The 15,715-nt window shown below is 69.6% G+C and carries 15 protein-coding genes and 2 pseudogenes; 7 read left to right on the top strand and 10 right to left on the bottom strand.

Going from position 1 to position 15,715, the window contains the following annotated elements; all coding sequences use genetic code 11:
• Window positions 1–77: 77 nt before the first annotated feature.
• On the top strand, window positions 78–392 hold the full coding sequence (locus tag ABZ078_RS26110; protein ID WP_356578979.1) for a hypothetical protein: 315 nt from the start codon (window positions 78–80) through the stop codon (window positions 390–392).
• 221 nt (window positions 393–613) lie between these two features.
• Window positions 614–1,864: an Ig-like domain-containing protein gene (locus ABZ078_RS26105; protein ID WP_356578977.1), complete on the top strand. Its 1,251-nt coding sequence runs from the start codon at window positions 614–616 to the stop codon at window positions 1,862–1,864.
• Between the two features lie 140 nt (window positions 1,865–2,004).
• Here the strand turns inward: ABZ078_RS26105 and ABZ078_RS26100 are convergent, their stop codons facing one another.
• Window positions 2,005–2,388 (bottom strand): VOC family protein, encoded by a 384-nt coding sequence (locus tag ABZ078_RS26100; protein ID WP_356578975.1) that lies wholly within the window; start codon window positions 2,386–2,388, stop codon window positions 2,005–2,007.
• 240 nt (window positions 2,389–2,628) lie between these two features.
• Between ABZ078_RS26100 and ABZ078_RS26095 the strand changes: the two genes are divergently transcribed.
• From ABZ078_RS26095 to ABZ078_RS26085, 3 genes are all read left to right on the top strand, one after another.
• A complete protein-coding gene (locus tag ABZ078_RS26095) occupies window positions 2,629–3,699 on the top strand; it encodes an iron-siderophore ABC transporter substrate-binding protein (RefSeq protein WP_356578973.1) in 1,071 nt (356 codons plus the stop codon).
• 44 nt (window positions 3,700–3,743) lie between these two features.
• Complete coding sequence (locus tag ABZ078_RS26090; RefSeq protein ID WP_356578971.1) at window positions 3,744–4,730, top strand: iron ABC transporter permease; 987 nt, start codon at window positions 3,744–3,746, stop codon at window positions 4,728–4,730.
• Between the two features lie 122 nt (window positions 4,731–4,852).
• Window positions 4,853–5,890: an iron ABC transporter permease gene (locus tag ABZ078_RS26085; RefSeq protein ID WP_356579086.1), complete on the top strand. Its 1,038-nt coding sequence runs from the start codon at window positions 4,853–4,855 to the stop codon at window positions 5,888–5,890.
• A gap of 60 nt (window positions 5,891–5,950) precedes the next feature.
• On the opposite strand, the gene ABZ078_RS26080 is transcribed toward ABZ078_RS26085, so the two are convergent.
• Entirely contained in the window at window positions 5,951–6,991 is a 1,041-nt protein-coding gene (locus ABZ078_RS26080; protein WP_356578969.1) for an NAD(P)-dependent alcohol dehydrogenase, read from the bottom strand.
• A gap of 185 nt (window positions 6,992–7,176) precedes the next feature.
• Here ABZ078_RS26080 and ABZ078_RS26075 point away from each other — a divergent pair, with 185 nt between their 5' ends.
• Entirely contained in the window at window positions 7,177–8,136 is a 960-nt protein-coding gene (locus ABZ078_RS26075) for a helix-turn-helix transcriptional regulator (RefSeq protein ID WP_356578967.1), read from the top strand.
• Window positions 8,137–8,197: 61 nt separating this feature from the next.
• Here the strand turns inward: ABZ078_RS26075 and ABZ078_RS26070 are convergent, their stop codons facing one another.
• The 6 genes and pseudogenes from ABZ078_RS26070 to ABZ078_RS26045 form a co-directional block, all read right to left on the bottom strand.
• Window positions 8,198–9,106: a DUF5829 family protein gene (locus ABZ078_RS26070; RefSeq protein WP_356579084.1), complete on the bottom strand. Its 909-nt coding sequence runs from the start codon at window positions 9,104–9,106 to the stop codon at window positions 8,198–8,200.
• A 247-nt stretch (window positions 9,107–9,353) separates the two neighbouring features.
• Window positions 9,354–9,821: an SRPBCC family protein gene (locus ABZ078_RS26065; protein ID WP_356578965.1), complete on the bottom strand. Its 468-nt coding sequence runs from the start codon at window positions 9,819–9,821 to the stop codon at window positions 9,354–9,356.
• 99 nt (window positions 9,822–9,920) lie between these two features.
• Window positions 9,921–11,066, bottom strand: coding sequence for a DUF6596 domain-containing protein (locus ABZ078_RS26060; protein ID WP_356579082.1), 1,146 nt, complete (start codon window positions 11,064–11,066; stop codon window positions 9,921–9,923).
• Window positions 11,067–11,074: 8 nt separating this feature from the next.
• Entirely contained in the window at window positions 11,075–11,482 is a 408-nt protein-coding gene (locus ABZ078_RS26055; RefSeq protein ID WP_356578963.1) for a YciI family protein, read from the bottom strand.
• Between the two features lie 95 nt (window positions 11,483–11,577).
• Window positions 11,578–11,916: a hypothetical protein gene (locus ABZ078_RS26050; RefSeq protein WP_356578961.1), complete on the bottom strand. Its 339-nt coding sequence runs from the start codon at window positions 11,914–11,916 to the stop codon at window positions 11,578–11,580.
• Window positions 11,909–12,007 (bottom strand): annotated as a pseudogene (locus ABZ078_RS26045) (peptide-methionine (S)-S-oxide reductase); the annotation flags it as partial. The gene ABZ078_RS26050 and the pseudogene ABZ078_RS26045, both read right to left, overlap by 8 nt.
• A 53-nt stretch (window positions 12,008–12,060) precedes the next feature.
• Here ABZ078_RS26045 and ABZ078_RS26040 point away from each other — a divergent pair.
• Entirely contained in the window at window positions 12,061–13,548 is a 1,488-nt protein-coding gene (locus ABZ078_RS26040; protein ID WP_356578959.1) for a recombinase family protein, read from the top strand.
• 219 nt (window positions 13,549–13,767) lie between these two features.
• On the opposite strand, the gene ABZ078_RS26035 is transcribed toward ABZ078_RS26040, so the two are convergent.
• Both ABZ078_RS26035 and ABZ078_RS26030 read right to left on the bottom strand, forming a co-directional pair.
• Window positions 13,768–14,112, bottom strand: coding sequence for a replication initiator (locus ABZ078_RS26035; protein ID WP_356578957.1), 345 nt, complete (start codon window positions 14,110–14,112; stop codon window positions 13,768–13,770).
• 119 nt (window positions 14,113–14,231) lie between these two features.
• Window positions 14,232–15,260: pseudogene (locus tag ABZ078_RS26030) on the bottom strand (replication initiator); the annotation flags it as partial.
• Window positions 15,261–15,715: the final 455 nt, after the last annotated feature.

Genomic DNA, 15,715 nt, shown 5'->3' with positions numbered 1-15,715 from the left:
GGGAAAGTCACGGGGGGAATGAGCCGTACTCTCCGAGCATGAGTACTCCAGAAACATCACGCTTTGTACGAATTCGCGTGGAAGTCGTCCTCGAAGTGGGCGACGAGGACGCCCTGACCGAGGCCGCGTTGCGCCGCGTCGCCGACGACGGCACGATGCCGGCCGACGAACGGGCGCACGCCGAGAGCGCTGTGACGGAAGACACCGCGGAGGCCCTCGCGTATCTGATTGATCCGTTCGACCTGGTCAGCGAGGTGCCGGGGGTCGAACTCGCGCAGGCCTCCTGGTCCAGCGAGCGCATCGACCACGATCCGGATTCGCCCGAATGGGGCCTCGACGAGGATGATGTCGACGAGGACTTCGACGACGAAACGGCGAAGCGGGTCGGCTGAGGCGTCTTGGGGAAATCGTGACCCCGGGCGGCAACCGCCGCCCGGGGTTTCGTCGTCTCAAGGGGCGCACTGACCGACATCCGCACCACCGTGCCTCGGCAAAGGTGGTGTGCCCCACACATATCGGAGATGTGGAACGGGACGAACCGGTCGTAGCGTTGAAGATTCTTGACGGGGACTCTCGGGGTTTTGGGGATTCGGGAACAATGGAGAAGCGTGTGATGACGAACAGTAAGCGGCGCAAGGGCCTCACGGTCGCGTCCGCACTGCTCGGCGGTGTCCTGGTGCTCTCGGCCTGCTCCGGCGGCGACGACAACGCCTCCGGGAGCGACGGCGGCGACACCTCGCAGTCCAAGGTCGACGAGGCGGCCGCCAAGAAGACCTCGGCGGCCCAGATCAAGATCAAGCCCGAGGACGGCACCGACAACGCCTCCATCAACAACTCCGCCACCGTCACCGTGAGCAAGGGCACGCTCACCGAGGTGGCGATGAAGACCGCCGACGGCGCCCCGGTCGAGGGCGAGATATCCGCGGACAAGACCAGCTGGAAGCCCAGCGCCCAGCTGGAGCGTTCCACGACCTACAAGATCACGGTGACCGCGAAGGACGCCAAGGGTCTGGAGGCCCACGAGAACGCCTCCTTCACGACCGTCTCCCCGAAGAACAGCTTCCTCGGCTACTTCACGCCGGAGGACGGCTCCACCGTCGGCGTCGGCATGCCTGTGTCGATCAACTTCGACAAGGCGATCAGCAACAAGGCGGCCGTCCAGAAGGGCGTCACCGTCTCCACCACCAGTGGCCAGGAGGTCGCCTGCCACTGGTTCAACGACACGCGCATGGACTGCCGGCCCGAGGAGTACTGGCAGGAGGGCGCCACCGTCACCCTGAAGATGGCCCTGGACGGCGTCGAGGGCTCCGACGGCGTCTACGGCGTCCAGGAGAAGACGGTCACCTTCAAGATCGGCCGCAACCAGATCAGCTACGTCGACGCGAAGACCAAGCAGATGAAGGTCACGCAGGACGGCAAGACGATCAAGACCATCCCGATCTCCGCCGGTTCCCCGGAGAACAAGACCTACGAAGGCATCATGGTGATGTCCGAGAAGTTCAAGGAGACGCGCATGAACGGCGCGACCGTGGGCTTCACGGACGACGACGGCAAGGGCGAGTACGACATCAAGGACGTGCCGCACGCCATCCGCCTGTCCACCTCCGGCACCTTCATCCACGGCAACTACTGGGGCGCCAAGTCCATCTTCGGCAGCGTGAACACCAGCCACGGCTGCGTGGGCCTGTCCGACACCAAGGGCGCCAACGACAAGGGCACCGCGGGCTACTGGTTCTACAACAACTCGATCGTCGGTGACGTCGTGGTCGTCCAGAACACCGGCGACAAGACGATCGCGCCGGACAACGGCCTCAACGGCTGGAACATGGACTGGGCGCAGTGGAAGGCCGGGTCGGCCGTCTGACGCCCGCCTGTGCACTGACCTGAGCCGACTGGGAGGCGGTCACCCGAATGGGGTGGCCGCCTTCACCTGTCGCTAGCTGTAAGGGGATTGCCGGTCATGCCAAGCAGGCCCAGGGGGCGAGCGCCTGGCGCGTCGGTGCGTCAGCCGCCGCTGCCGTACGGCCTCGTCAGGATCTCCAGGTTGTGGCCGTTCGGATCCTCGAAGTAGGCGCCGCGGCCACCGTCGTTGTGGTTGATCTCGCCGGGACGGCGGTGGTACGGGTCGGCCCAGTACGTCAGGCCGGCCTCCCGGATCCGGGCGAAGATCGTGTCGAAGTCGTCCTCCGACACCAGGAACGCGTAGTGCTGCGGCGTGATGGTGCCGGTCGTGTCCGCGTAGTCCAGGGTCACGCCGTTGGGGATCTCGACCGGGATGAAGGGGCCGTACTGCGGGCTCACTTCCAGGCCCAGGACGTCGGCGAGGAACTGGGCCGACGCCTTCTTGTCGTGCGCCGCGACGATGGTGTGGTTGAGCTCGACGGTCATCGGGGGCTGCCTCCTCGTGTGCACGGATCGGACTGGCTCCAGGTCTCACGCTAGGCAGGACCGCCGCACGGCACATCGGTCGCAGGGAGGGGCCTGCTCTACTCCCGCGGTACTGCGCCCTGCGGAGCCCCGAGTTCCCTTTAACGGCGGCCGGGTTAAGGTAAGCCTTGCCTTAGCGATGCTGAATCGTGTCGCTTCGCAGTGTTCGTTCCTCGTCGTCGGCGTAGCAATGGAGTAGTCGTGCGTGCAGTCGGATGGAAGGCCGCCCTGGCCACGGCCGTCGTCGGAGGGCTGCTCGTCGGCTGCTCGTCCGGGTCGGGCGGCGGAGCCGGCGGCGGTGCCGGCGGTGGCAAGAAGGACGAGGGCTCGCGCAGCCAGGTGATCGGCGCCGCCGGAGGCGACGGGCCCGCCGCCGCGCCCAGCACCCTCGCCGACGGCATGGGTGCCGACACCGACCAGGACGGCGCCTTCCCCCGAACCGTCAAGCACTTCCAGGGCAGTACGACCCTCAAGGCCGAGCCCGACAAGATCGCCGTCCTCAGCACCGGGCAACTCGACGACCTGCTCTCCCTCGGCATCGTCCCCACGGCCACCACCCGCGCCGACAACGCCGGGCTCGTGCCCGACTACCTCGCCGACGCCTTCCCCAAGGACAAGGCGCGGCTCGCCGGGATGACCGACGCCGGCACCCGGCAGGCGCCCAACCTCGAGTCGCTGGCTGCGGCCAAGCCCGACCTGATCCTCGCCAACGACTCGCTCGGCGACCTCTACCCCAAGCTGTCGAAGATCGCGCCCACCGTGATCACCGCCGGCAACGGCATCAACTGGAAGCGCGACCTGCTGCTCGTCGGTGAGGCCGTGGGCAAGGGGCAGCAGGCACGGGAACTGCTCGACGACATCGTCGCCGAGGCGGGCAGGAAGGGCGAGGAGATCGGGGGACAGCCCGCCGTCTCCATGGTGCGCTTCACACCGGACCGCACCCGGATGTTCGGGGTCTCCTCCTTCACCGGCTCCCTCGCCGTGGACATGGGACTGAAGCGGCCCGAGTCCCAGCGGTTCCACGCCATTTCCGAGGACATCGGCCCCGAGAGCATCGACACCGCCGACGGTGACTGGATCTTCTACTCCGTGCAGGGGGACCCGGCGAAGACGGACGCCGCGAGCGTGGTGGCCGGGCCGCTGTGGAAGTCGATGAAGGCGGTCGAGGCCGGGCACGCCGTGCGGGTGGACGACGACCCGTGGTACCTCAACGCCGGTCCCACCGCCGCGCGTCTGGTCATCCGGCAACTCGCCGAGCACCTCGGCAAGTGAGCCGCGGACGAGGTGGATCGCGTACGGCGACGACGAGTTGATCGATGAGTCACCGTCTGGCCTTCCCGGTGGCCGCCCTCGTGGTGGCCGCCGTGGCCGTGCTCAGCCTCGCCGTCGGCACCCGCGCCGTACCGCCGTCCGCCGTGCTCGACGCCCTGCTGCACGGCGGAGGTTCGCCGGACGCGCTCGTCGTACGGTCGCTGCGACTGCCGCGCACCGAGGTGGGGCTGGCGGCCGGGGCCGCGCTCGGGATGGCCGGGGCCGCGCTCCAGGCCGTGACCCGCAACCCGCTCGCCGATCCCGGCATCCTCGGGCTGAGCCAGGGCGCCGCGGCCGGGGTCGTCCTCGCCCTCGCCCTGGGGCTCTCGGACGGCTTCGGCGGCCACGTCTGGTACGCCTTCGCCGGCGCCGTCGTCGCCGCGTGCCTGGTGTACGGCATCGCGGCGCGGGGGCGCGGCGGGGCGTCGCCGGTGAAGCTGGCGCTGGCGGGCACCGCGCTGTCGGCGATGACAGCCGGCGCCACCACCGTCGTGCTGACCTCCAGCTCGGCCACGCTCGACCAGTTCCGGTTCTGGCAGGTGGGGGCGCTGAGCGGACGGGACGCCGGGACGGTCGTACGGATGCTGCCGTTCCTCGTCGGCGGGGCGGTGCTGGTCCTGGCGTGCGCGCGAGGGCTGGACGCGCTGGCGCTCGGCGACGAGACGGCCCGGGCGCTGGGGCATCGGGTGCCTGTCGTACGGGGGTGCGCGGCGCTCGGCGCGACGCTGCTGACCGCTGCCGCGGTGGCCGCGGCGGGGCCCGTGGCGTTCGTGGGGCTGGCGGTGCCGCATCTCGCCCGGCGGCTGGTGCGGGGCGGGTACGGGTCGGTGCTGCCGTTGTCCGCGCTGCTGGGGGCCGCGCTGTTGCCGGCGGCCGATGTGGTGGGGCGGGTCGTACGGGCTCCCGCGGAGGTGCCGGCCGGGGTGATGACCGCGTTGGTGGGGGTGCCGGTGCTGGTGGTGCTGGTGCGCAGGAGAGGGGCCGTGTCGTGAAGGGCCGTGTCGTGAGGGGCCGTCAGGTCGCGAGCGGTCGTCCCGCCGGGGCGGCGCCCGGCATACGCAAGGGCGGCACCCCACAGGCGCCGGACACCCCGCCACGGCACCGCTCGTGCCGGCTGCCCGCCGGCGTCGTCCTCCTGCGCCCCCGTCGTCCCCGCGTCTCCCTGCTCCTCCACCGCCGTTCCGCGGCGGTCGCCGCCGTCCTCCTCGTCCTGCTCGCCGCCGTCATGCTCACCGCGGCCTGTGCGGGCCAGACGTACCTTGCGCCCGCTGAGGTCTGGCGCACCCTGCGCACCGGATCCGGCCCGCACGACCTCGTCGTCAACGAGCTGCGCGTCCCCCGTATCGCCCTCGGCGCCCTCGTGGGCGCCGCGCTCGGTCTGGCCGGCGCCCTGGTGCAGACCGTCACCCGCAATCCGCTGGCCAGCCCGGATGTCATCGGAGTCGGACACGGGGCCGCCGCGGCGACCGTGCTGGCGCTCGCGACCGGGGTCGTGAGCTCGCCGGGTGCCATGCCCGTGGTGTCGGTGCTCGGCGGACTCCTCGCGGCCGCCCTCGTCTATGTGCTCGCCTGGCGGCACGGCATGCAGCCGAGCCGTTTCGTGCTCACCGGCGTCGGCATCGGGGTAGCGCTGTCGGCCGTCGTACAGCTCTATCTCACCGACAGCGAACTGGAGGCGGCCGAGCAGCTCAAGCTGTGGCTGACCGGCAGCCTCAACGGGCGGGGCTGGGCGCAGGCCGGGCCCCTGGCCGTCGTCCTGGTCCTCTCCCTGCCGGGTCTGGTGTGGGCGAGCCGGGCCCTGCGGCCACTCGGGCTCGATCCGGACACGGCAGCCGGGCTGGGAGTACGGGTGGACCGGGCGCGGCTCGCGCTCACCGTCCTCGGCGTCGTCCTCGCCGCCGCGGCGACCGGAGCCGCGGGGCCCATCGGGTTCGTGGCGCTCACCGCGCCGCAGCTGGCCCGGCGACTGACGCGCACGCCACAACTCCCGCTGCTGAACGCCGCCTTGACCGGCGCGATCGTCCTCGTCGCCGCCGACCTCGCCGCCCGGACCCTGCTGCCCCCGCTGGAGATCCCGGTCGGCGCCCTCACCGCGCTCGTCGGCGGGCCGTATCTGCTGTGGCTGCTGGGGCGTCGTACGGCGACACACTGAGAGCCCCGGAGCAGTGCGGCTCCGGGGCCCTCGGCCGGGGGATCGGCGCTGGCGTCGGCGTCAGATCGTCGCCGTGTCGATCACGAAGCGGTAGCGGACGTCGCTGTCGAGCACCCGCTCGTACGCCTCGTTGATCCGGTCCGCGTCGATCAGCTCGATCTCGGCGCCGAGGCCGTGCCCGGCGCAGAAGTCCAGCATCTCCTGGGTCTCCCGGATGCCGCCGATGCCGGAGCCCGCGAGGGTCTTGCGGCCGCCGATCACCGAGAAGAGGTTGAGGGAGACGGGCTCCTCGGGCGCGCCGACGTTCACGAAGGCGCCGTCCGTCTTGAGGAGGGACAGGAACCGGTCCAGGTTCAGCGGAGCCGAGACCGTGGAGAGGATCAGGTCGAAGGTGCCGCGCAGCTCCTCGAAGGTCTTCGGGTCGCTGGTGGCGTAGTAGTGGTCCGCGCCCAGCTTCAGCCCGTCCTCCTTCTTGCGCAGGGACTGCGAGAGGACCGTCACCTCGGCGCCGAGCGCGTGCGCGATCTTCACGCCCATGTGGCCGAGGCCGCCCATGCCGAGGATCGCGACCTTCTTGCCGGGGCCGGCGTTCCAGTGCCTGAGCGGGGAGTACGTGGTGATGCCGGCGCACAGCAGCGGCGCGGCGACGTCGAGGGACAGGCCGTCGGGGATACGGACGACGAAGTTCTCGTCGACGACGATCTTCTGCGAGTAGCCGCCGTAGGTCGGCTCGCCGTTCTTGTCGAGGGCGTTGTACGTGCCGACGTTGCCCTTGAGGCAGTACTGCTCCAGACCGGCCTCGCAGTTCTCGCACGCACGGCAGGAGTCGACCATGCAGCCGACGCCCACGCGGTCGCCGACCTTGTACTTCGTCACGCCGGAGCCGACCTCGGAGACGATGCCCGCGATCTCGTGGCCGGGGACCATCGGGAAGATCGCCTCGCCCCAGCCCTCCCGTGCCTGGTGGATGTCGGAGTGGCAGATACCGGCGAACTTGATGTCGATCAGGACGTCGAACTCGCCGACCTCGCGGCGCTCGATGGTGGTGCGCTCCAGCGGAGCCTTGGCGGCGGGTGCGGCGTACGCGGCAACGGTGGTCATGCCGGGGATCTCCTAGCGGGGGTTCGCGCGCCCGGCTGCCTTCTGGTCTTCACTGTCCGTCCGGGCGCGGCCCCCAGCCTGCCGGGAGGAAGCCCAGCCACCCAGACCTCGGTTGTACGTACGCTCGCCGGTCCTACCACTGGCGGGGTCAGGCTCATGGGCGTACGACCGGGAATACTTGAGGCATGGACGAAAAGCCCGAATCCGTGCTCGGACCCGGAACCGGCACAGGTGGCGGTGGCGGTGGCAGCGGTGCCGGCCTGGACCGGCGCGCCGAGCTCAGCGAGTTCCTGCGCACCCGGCGTGCCCGGCTGAAGCCGGAGGACGTCGGGCTGCCGGACTTCGGGCGGCACCGCAGGGTGCCGGGGCTGCGGCGCGAGGAGCTGGCCCAGCTGGCCGGGGTGTCCGTGGCGTACTACACACGCCTGGAGCAGGGCAACGGGCGCAACGTCTCGGCGGAGGTCCTCGACGCGATCGCGCGGGCCCTGCGGCTGAGCGACGCCGAGCACGCGCACCTCACGCACCTCGCGAAGCCGAAGCAGCACAAGAAGAAGCCCGCCGCGCGGACGGAACAGGTGCGGCCGGCGCTGCGGCAGCTACTGGACTCGATCGACGGTGTGCCCGCGTACATCGCGGGCCGCCGCTCGGACATCCTCGCCTGGAACCGGATGGCGGCGGCGGTCTTCGGCGACTGGTCGGAGCTGCCGGTGCAGGAGCGGAACTGGGCGCGGCTGGTGTTCCTCAAGCCCGAGTACCGCGACCTGTTCGTGGAGTGGGACCAGAAGGCGTCCGACATGGTCGCCTATCTGCGCATGGACGCGGGCTGCCACCCGGACGACCCGCGCCTGTCCGCCCTGGTCGGCGAACTCTCGGTCAAGAGCGAGGAGTTCCGGCGGCTGTGGGCCACCCATGACGTCAAGGAGAAGACCTACGGCGTCAAGCACATCCAGCACCCCTTGGTGGGCGAGCTGACCCTGAACTTCGAGTCGTTCCGCATGCCCGACGGCACGGAGCAGACGCTGATCACGTATCACGCGGAGCCGGGGTCGCCGTCGGCGGAGGCGCTGCGGCTGCTGGCCAGTTGGGGGACGGACGCGACGAAGGCGGGGGCGGCGGGCACGGGGACGCCGGCGTCGTCGGTGTGAGCGGGCCGCGGGCCGCGGTCGTCCCAGGCGCCGTCGGCCCGCTGCCCCCTCGGCGGAGCCGTCAGCTGCCGAACTCCCACACGGCACGGGCGCCGGGGCCGACGGTGAGGGTCGACCGGCCGATCCGCTCCTCGTGCCGGTACGTCACCGCCTCGTTGAGCGCGAACGTCACCTGACGCAGGCCCACCCGGTCACGCGGGACCGCGTCGAACCGGAGGGTCGTACCGCCTCCCCACGCCACGACCCCACCGTCCGGCGTGGACCGGACGCCGAACCCGCCGGCCCGCAGCAGCGGCACCGTGTTGGCGAGGTCGCGTTCGGTGACCGCGAGGCGGATGGACGTCACGTCCCGCATCAGGTGGTCACGGTAGGCGTCGGAAAGGTAGCGCTCCCGGCCCACGTCTGTGGGCCCGCTGGGCGGCTCGGTGTTGCTGCGCGGGTCGGCGAAGTACTCCGGGCGGTACTCCATCGCCCAGGCGCCGAAGACGTCGTACTGGTCGGTGGTGAGGACGGAGTCGAACCATGGTACGGGCACGCCGTCGCCGAAGTCCCGGGTCTGCCGGAACTCGAACGGGTCCGCGATCCCCTGCTTCCGCAGCCGCTCCACCACGGTCGTCATGTCACCGGCACGCTCGGTCGAGATCCCCATCCCGGCGGCACCGAGGGTGCCGTCCTGGCCGGGCAGGTCACCGACTCCGAACAGCTCGATGTAGGTCTCCCGGCCCATCAGGTACCGGCCGGTCCAGGTCTGTCCGCCGGCACCGGTCGTGGTGCGGACCTGGAAGTTCGCGAACTCCTTGAGATAGGCGGAGTGCTCGACGGCGTCGGCGGTCTCGCGGTCGAGGACTCCGTAGGCGTGGTTGTAGAACAGCAGTTGCCGATCGGACCGCGCCGTCCCCTCCTCGGCCAGCGCCGTCCCCGTACCGGCCCCGACCGCGACGGTCAGGGCGACGACGAGGGTCATGAGCATCTGTAACGCTCGGTGAATCAGCATGGGACGGATCGTAGGCGGGGCGTCCCGGATTCGCTGACGTTTTCGAGGAGCCGAGGTCGCTCCTTGAGCGTCATGCGCGGGTCGCTGTCGGCGCGGGTCGCTGTGCGCGTGAGCCGATGGCGCCGCGTCGATGTCCGCGCATGTCGAGGTCTACGCGAGCCGATGTTCGCGCGAGCCGATGTCCACGCGAGTCGATGTCCACGCGAGTCGTCGTCCGCGCGCGTCAGTGGCTGCCGCCGCCCTCGACCGCCGCGGCGATGTCGTCGAGGTCCTTGGCGACGGCCTTGCTCACCGCCCGCGCGCCCACGCCGCCCAGGAGTTTGGCGAGCAGGCCCGGGACACCGCTGGGGGCCACGGCCGTGAAGGTCATACGGACGGTCGTCGCCGACGGCCCGTCCGCCCGCAGCAGCCACTCCGAGACGTAGCGGGTGCCGTGCGACTCGGCCTCCACGACATAGCGCTCGGGCGGTTCGCAGGCGGTCACCCACATCTCCTCGGTGGCCTCCTTCCCGAACATGCGCCTGGTCTCCCGCCACCGCGTGCCGACCCCGAAGGCCCCCTCCGTGACGACCTCGACCTTCGAGACCCCGCTGAGCACGCGCTCCATCCCCGCGAGATCGGTCAGCGCCTCCCACACGGGACCCTGCCCCGCGGCGACACGCCGCTCCACGACGACGCTTCGGCTGGTCATGCACCCATGAAAGCAGCAGGGTCCGACAGCCGCTCGATGACAGCCCCTCGACCCCCGCTGCTCGCGAGGGCGCCCCGTGCTGCTCGCGAGGGCGCCCCGTCAACGCGTCCAGCGGGCGTTGAGCCGGGCGGCCTGGCGGGTCAGGTGGTCGCGCTCGGCGAGGTTGGACGCCTTCTGCGCCGCCTCGGCGTACAGCCGTGCCGCCCTCGCCAGGTCCCCGTCCCGCTCGTGGAGGTACGCCGCCACCGCGGAGTGGCGGGGCAGGGAGTCGTCCAGCGCGGCGAGGGCCGCCAGTCCGGCGCGCGGTCCGTCGGCCTCGCCGACGGCGACCGCGCGGTTGAGCCGGACGACAGGGCTGTCGGTCAGGCGCGTGAGCTCGTCGTACCACTCGACGATCTGCACCCAGTCGGTCTCCTCGGCGGTGGGCGCGTCGGCGTGCAGGGCCGCGATGGCGGCCTGCGCCTGGAACTCGCCCAGCCGGTCACGGGCGAGGGCCGCCTGCAGGATCACGACGCCCTCGGCGATCGCCTCGGTGTCCCACCGGCCGCGGTCCTGCTCGGCGAGCGGCACCAGGCCGCCGTCGGGTGCGGTCCGGCTGGCGCGTCTGGCGTGGTGGAGCAGCATGAGCGCGAGCAGCCCCGCCACCTCGGGGTGGTCGATGGCGACCGCGAGCTGCCGGGTGAGCCGGATGGCCTCGGCGGCGAGGTCGACGTCGCCGGAGTAGCCCTCGTTGAAGACCAGGTAGAGGACGCGCAGCACGGTGGCGACATCGCCGGGCTGGTCGAACCGCACGCCGGAGACGGTGCGCTTGGCCCGGCTGATGCGCTGGGCCATGGTCGCCTCGGGCACCAGGTAGGCCTGGGCGATCTGCCGGGTGGTGAGCCCGCCGACGGCGCGCAGGGTGAGCGCGACCGCGGACGACGGCGTGAGCGACGGGTGGGCGCACAGGAAGTACAACTGGAGCGTGTCGTCCACGGCGGGCGCGGGCCCGGGCGCCGGTTCCTCTTCGACGAGGTCCTCACGCCGGCGCCGGGCGGCGTCCGACCTGGCATGGTCGAGGAACTTGCGCCAGGCCACGGTGACCAGCCAGCCCTTCGCATCCCGCGGCGGGTCGGCCGGCCAGAGACGGACCGCCTCGACCAGCGCCTCCTGCACGGCGTCCTCGGCCGCCGCGAAGTCGGCTCCGCGGCGGACGAGGACGGCGAGCACGCTCGGCGTGAGGCTCCGGAGCAGGGCCTCGTTCATCGGTGAGGTCACTCCGTGATGGTGGGCGCCGTGCCGTAGAACGGGCGTACCTCGAGCCACTCGTGGATCGGCTTCCCGCCCGCCCCAGGGGCGGCCGACAGCTCCCCGGCCAGCTCGACGGCGCGCTCGTAGCTGCCGACATCGATCACCATCCAGCCGGCGATGAGGTCCTTGGTCTCGGCGAACGGCCCGTCGGTGACCGGCGGGCGTCCCTCGCCGTCGTACCGGACCCACGTCCCCTCGGGGGCGAGTGCCTGACCGTCGACGAACTCGCCGGTCTCCTCGAGCCGGGCCGCGAAGTCACGCATGTACTGCATGTGCGCCGAGATCTCCTCCGGCGTCCACTGGTCCATCGGCACGTCGTTCACCGCGGCCGGGGCGCCGCGGTAGTGCTTGAGCAGCAGGTACTTGGCCATCGTCTTCTCCTCGGTGCTGTGCGACCCATTGTGGTCGCGTTCACCTCGGGGACGGAGCCGGTCCCGGATTCTCGACATCGCCGGGAGAATTTTTTTCAGCAGACCCTGTACCAGCAGAAAATACGCAGCGCCGCTGCGATCTGTGCCCCTGTGCGGTCGTCGGGTTCCCCGGTGAGCCGGACGAAGACGACTGACGACCCAGGGTCGGCCGCGACCAGCAGCGTCAGCGGCACGCGGCCCGACAGCGGGTAGTCGTACCAGCCGTCGGGCCGCTCCACGTCTGTCTCCGGGAGGGCGGTCTCGATGGCCTGCCAGTCCGAGTCGTCGAAGCCGTAGCCCGAGAACTCCGCGACCGACTCGCACAGCGGCCGCAGGTTCTCCTCGAAGATCCAGCCCCCGTCGAAGGCCGCGTCGGGGTCCGCACTCTCACCCATCGGCCTTGGCCACGCCGATCGGGCAGGACACACCGGTCCCGCCGATCCCGCAGTACCCCGCCGGGTTCTTGTCCAGGTACTGCTGGTGATACCTATGCCTCTCGTGCAGTATTAGACCGAGCGGGAGAGTAGGGGGAGTTCGAGTTGAACAGCGATGACCAGCTGGTTCCGGTGGTGGCGTACGCGCGCATCTCGGCGGACCTGGCCAGGGACAGTCACGGGGTCGAGGACCAGCACAAGGTGAACGACGAGACGGCCGCCAGGGTGGGGTGCAAGATCGTGCACTACTACACCGACAACGATCTCTCTGCCGCCAAGGCCGAAGTTGTCCGGCCGGACTTCGAGGCCATGTTGAAGGTGCTGAGGGCCGGACGTCTGCCGGACGGCCAGGTGGTGCGCGGAGCCATCGTTGTTGCCGACGACCGACTTGTGAGGCGAGTCGGTGACTACGAACGGTTCGTGGACGCACTGACCTACGAGGACGGCCGGGTCTACGCGGACGCCAAGGGGATCAAGGACCTCTACAACGAGGACGTTGAGTCCATGGGACTCTTCGGTGTGGTGATCGCCAAGGCCGAGGTACGGAAGATCAAGCGCCGGACGCGCAGGTCGCACCGTCGGCGGTCCGAGTTGGGAATTCCGGTCGGCGGTAAGCGGCCGTTCGGTTGGAACGACGACAAGCGGACTCTGCGCCCTGAGGAAGCTGAGCTTCTTGCCCAGGCGGCTCGCGACGTCATCGCGGGGAAGTCGTTGCATTCCATTCTCGCGAAATGGCGGGAAGATGGGGTGCGCACGGTCCACGGGAATGAGTGGCAGTCCCGGGCTCTCAAACTCGCATTGTGGAATCCCCGCCTGTGCGGTTGGCGCAAGCACAACGGAGAATTGGTGCGCGACGCCGACGGAATCCCGATCGTCGGGCAGTGGGAGGCCATCATCACTCCGAAGGAATGGATGGCGATTGATGCGCTCTTCTCGTCGCGAGTTGGGCCCAACATCAAGGCGGACGGGACGATCACCGACTACCGAACTCCGTCTTATCTGCTGACGGGAATTCTTCGGTGTGGGAAGCCTAAGGCGGACGGGCAAATCTGCAACGCGCCGTTGAGGGCAAGTGCGCGACCAGATCTCTCGGGCGGATACGTATACCAGTGCCCATCCCGATCCATGGGCGGATGCGGCGGTAGCGGCCGCAATGGCGCCAAGGTTGATGAGTACATCACCGAGGCCGTATTGGCGAAGCTGGAGGAGCGTAAGGCGGCGAAGAAGGAGATCGATGCAAAGTGGGAAGGGGAAGAGGAGCTTGACCGATTGACGAAGAAGCAACGGAAGATGTTGGGCGCATGGCAGGAAGATGAGATCTCGGATGAGTTGTTCTTCCCTGAAAACCAAAAGATGGAGGCCCGGATCAAAGAGTTGCGTAAGGAGCGGACCCAGCACGCCTTGCGTGTTCAGCGTGCATCTGCGGTGACGGATGACGTGCGTCAGAAGTGGTATTCGAACGAGCTTGACATGGCGCAAAAGCGTGCACTGATCAGAGAGGCACTGCATGCAGTGATCGTCCTTCCTGTTGGCGGTGGCGGAAGGCGGCCGTTCAATCCGGATCTACTCATTCCCAGGTGGACCGAGGACTGAAGGTAAGAGGCGGCTGAGGGGACGCGGTTTTCTGCGTCCCCTCAGCTCTTTTCTATGCTGCCTTTCTCAGCTCGTGGCGGGTTCTCTGGGCTTGATTGCTTCTGTGTTCCTCGATCAGATCAACGCCTAGGATCCGTGATATCCGGCGCCAGTGTTCCTCGCTCCAGTCCGGAGACTTTGCCGCTTGCATCCGACCCCATTCGCGTGCGCTCGGATGAGTCATGAGTAGTACTTCCATTGCGCACGGTCTTCGGCATCTTCCTTTGCCAGTTGGCGGTTCATGGCGTAGTCCTCGGCGATTCCGACGGCGATGTCGGCCTCTCCGGGGGTGTAGCCGGAGCCGACGTAGCGCCAGGCTGATTCCGTGACTGTGTCCGGGCCGTCCACGGGTTTGGGGGCGCCCCGGCGGTGGTCGGCTCGTTCCTCGCGCAGCACGCCGTATGTGGTGGAGTAGCGGCGGGATTTGGTGAGGATGTGGCCCCGGTAGCCAAGCGCGTGAGCCCAGGAGCGCAGCCGGAGGTGTTCCAGTTCGGCCAGGCCGCCCAGGCGCCAGCAGGTCCCCATGAGGGCGCGTACGTGGCTGCTGACGACGGCCGCGCGGATGTCCTCCAGGCCGGTGACCGGTAGTCCAGTCCGGCATCCGTCTCGGCCGCGCCCTTGCTCACGTACTTGGCCACGTACCCGGCGACCGCCGCATCTGACGGCCCGTCACCATCGGGGAAAGAGCGGATCGGTAGGGCGTCGAACTGCCTGCCCCAGCCGAGCCGTTCCGTCCCGTAGGCGCCCGAGTCCGGCACGCGCACGAAACTGGAGGCGGCAGCCTGCTCGACCGCATCCAACAGCACGTCTTCCGTCGCCCAGGCGGGAGCGGGCGAGTCGGCGCCGTCCGGGCCGTCCAGACGCACGACGGCATGGAAGTGCACGGCCGCCCGTCGCTGGAACTCGGCGACCTTGGCGAACGACACCACCAGGTGGTCCCCGAGCTTGGAGCGCGGCACCCCACCGGCCGTAGCGAGATGGCGCCGCACGGCGGTGGTGAACCGGTCCCACAGCCGCCCGGCATGCGCGTGCCACAGCACATGGCCGACGTAGTCGTAGCAGTCCGGGCACAGCGGCAGACCCACCAGCGCGTCATCGTCGGCGTGCACCAGGCCGCAGCCCAGCCGACGCCCGTGCTCGCAGCGCGGATCATCCCGACGAGGACGGCACCGCTCGCCGTCCAGCACACGGTGCACCGGTCCGAACGACGGGGCCGTCAGGGTGACGAACAGCCGGGAACGATCCCGCACCGCATCGGGTACACCCTTGCCACCGGACAGGCCCGCACGGACGAGCTGGAAGGTGTCCCCGGCATGCAGGCGAGAGCACGGCTCGCACACCGAGGCACGCCGGTTACGGCAGCGCACGGCCAGCCGCTCACCAGGCTCCCCGTCCGTCGAGTAGGACGAGATCACCTCACCCGTGACGGCATCGCAGGTGACCGTCGAGCCGGACAGGTATATCGGGTTGGCGCAGCCCCCGATTGCTTTGATCTGCTCCTTCCAGCGCGAAAAGAGCGGATCGTTGACGAGCCGTATAAGGTCACGGTCCGCCTCTGAGAGAGCTTGCAGACGTAGTTCGCGCGCCAGCACGTCGGAACGCCCGGCCGGAGCGGACGACGCGGCGGACGGGCGGGTTTTGCGCGGGGCGCAGTTGCTGGATTCGGCAGACATGACGCGGCCTCCAAAGACTCAAATCAGGAAGTAGGTAACGGGAATTCATGGCTTCTCTCCTTTGCGCTCACAGGGCGCGTATCCTGCATACGCCCTGGTCAGGCGCAGCCAACTTGCCTTTGAATTGTATGAGTTACCACTGACAGAGGGCGGGAATTTCTCCGTGATGAACGCCACCGCGCCACCGGGAACTCTGGAAATTCCGTGCCGCCTCGGAGCGGGGTCAGTGGGTCACCGAATTGCCGTCGAGTCAGAGGCATTTGGGCGTGGACGGAGGCCAGGAGTCGCGCGGCCCCGGTAGCGGTGGACCGAGCCTGTCTGTCCGGCCGGTTGCGCTGCCTGCCAGGTGCCCAGCGGGAGACGGGACGGGCAGCGGTTCGGGGTGTGGCGGAATCTGGCTTTACTTATTCCAGGGCGCGCGCCTTCGGCGCGCGCCGCCGGGGCGGCGTGCCGCA

Origin of the sequence: Streptomyces sp. NPDC006385 (assembly GCF_040612485.1) — a bacterium.
In the GTDB taxonomy this organism is placed as follows: Bacteria; Actinomycetota; Actinomycetes; order Streptomycetales; family Streptomycetaceae; genus Streptomyces.
Note: the sequence above shows the minus strand (reverse complement) of the source record. Positions and strands in the feature narration are given on the sequence as shown.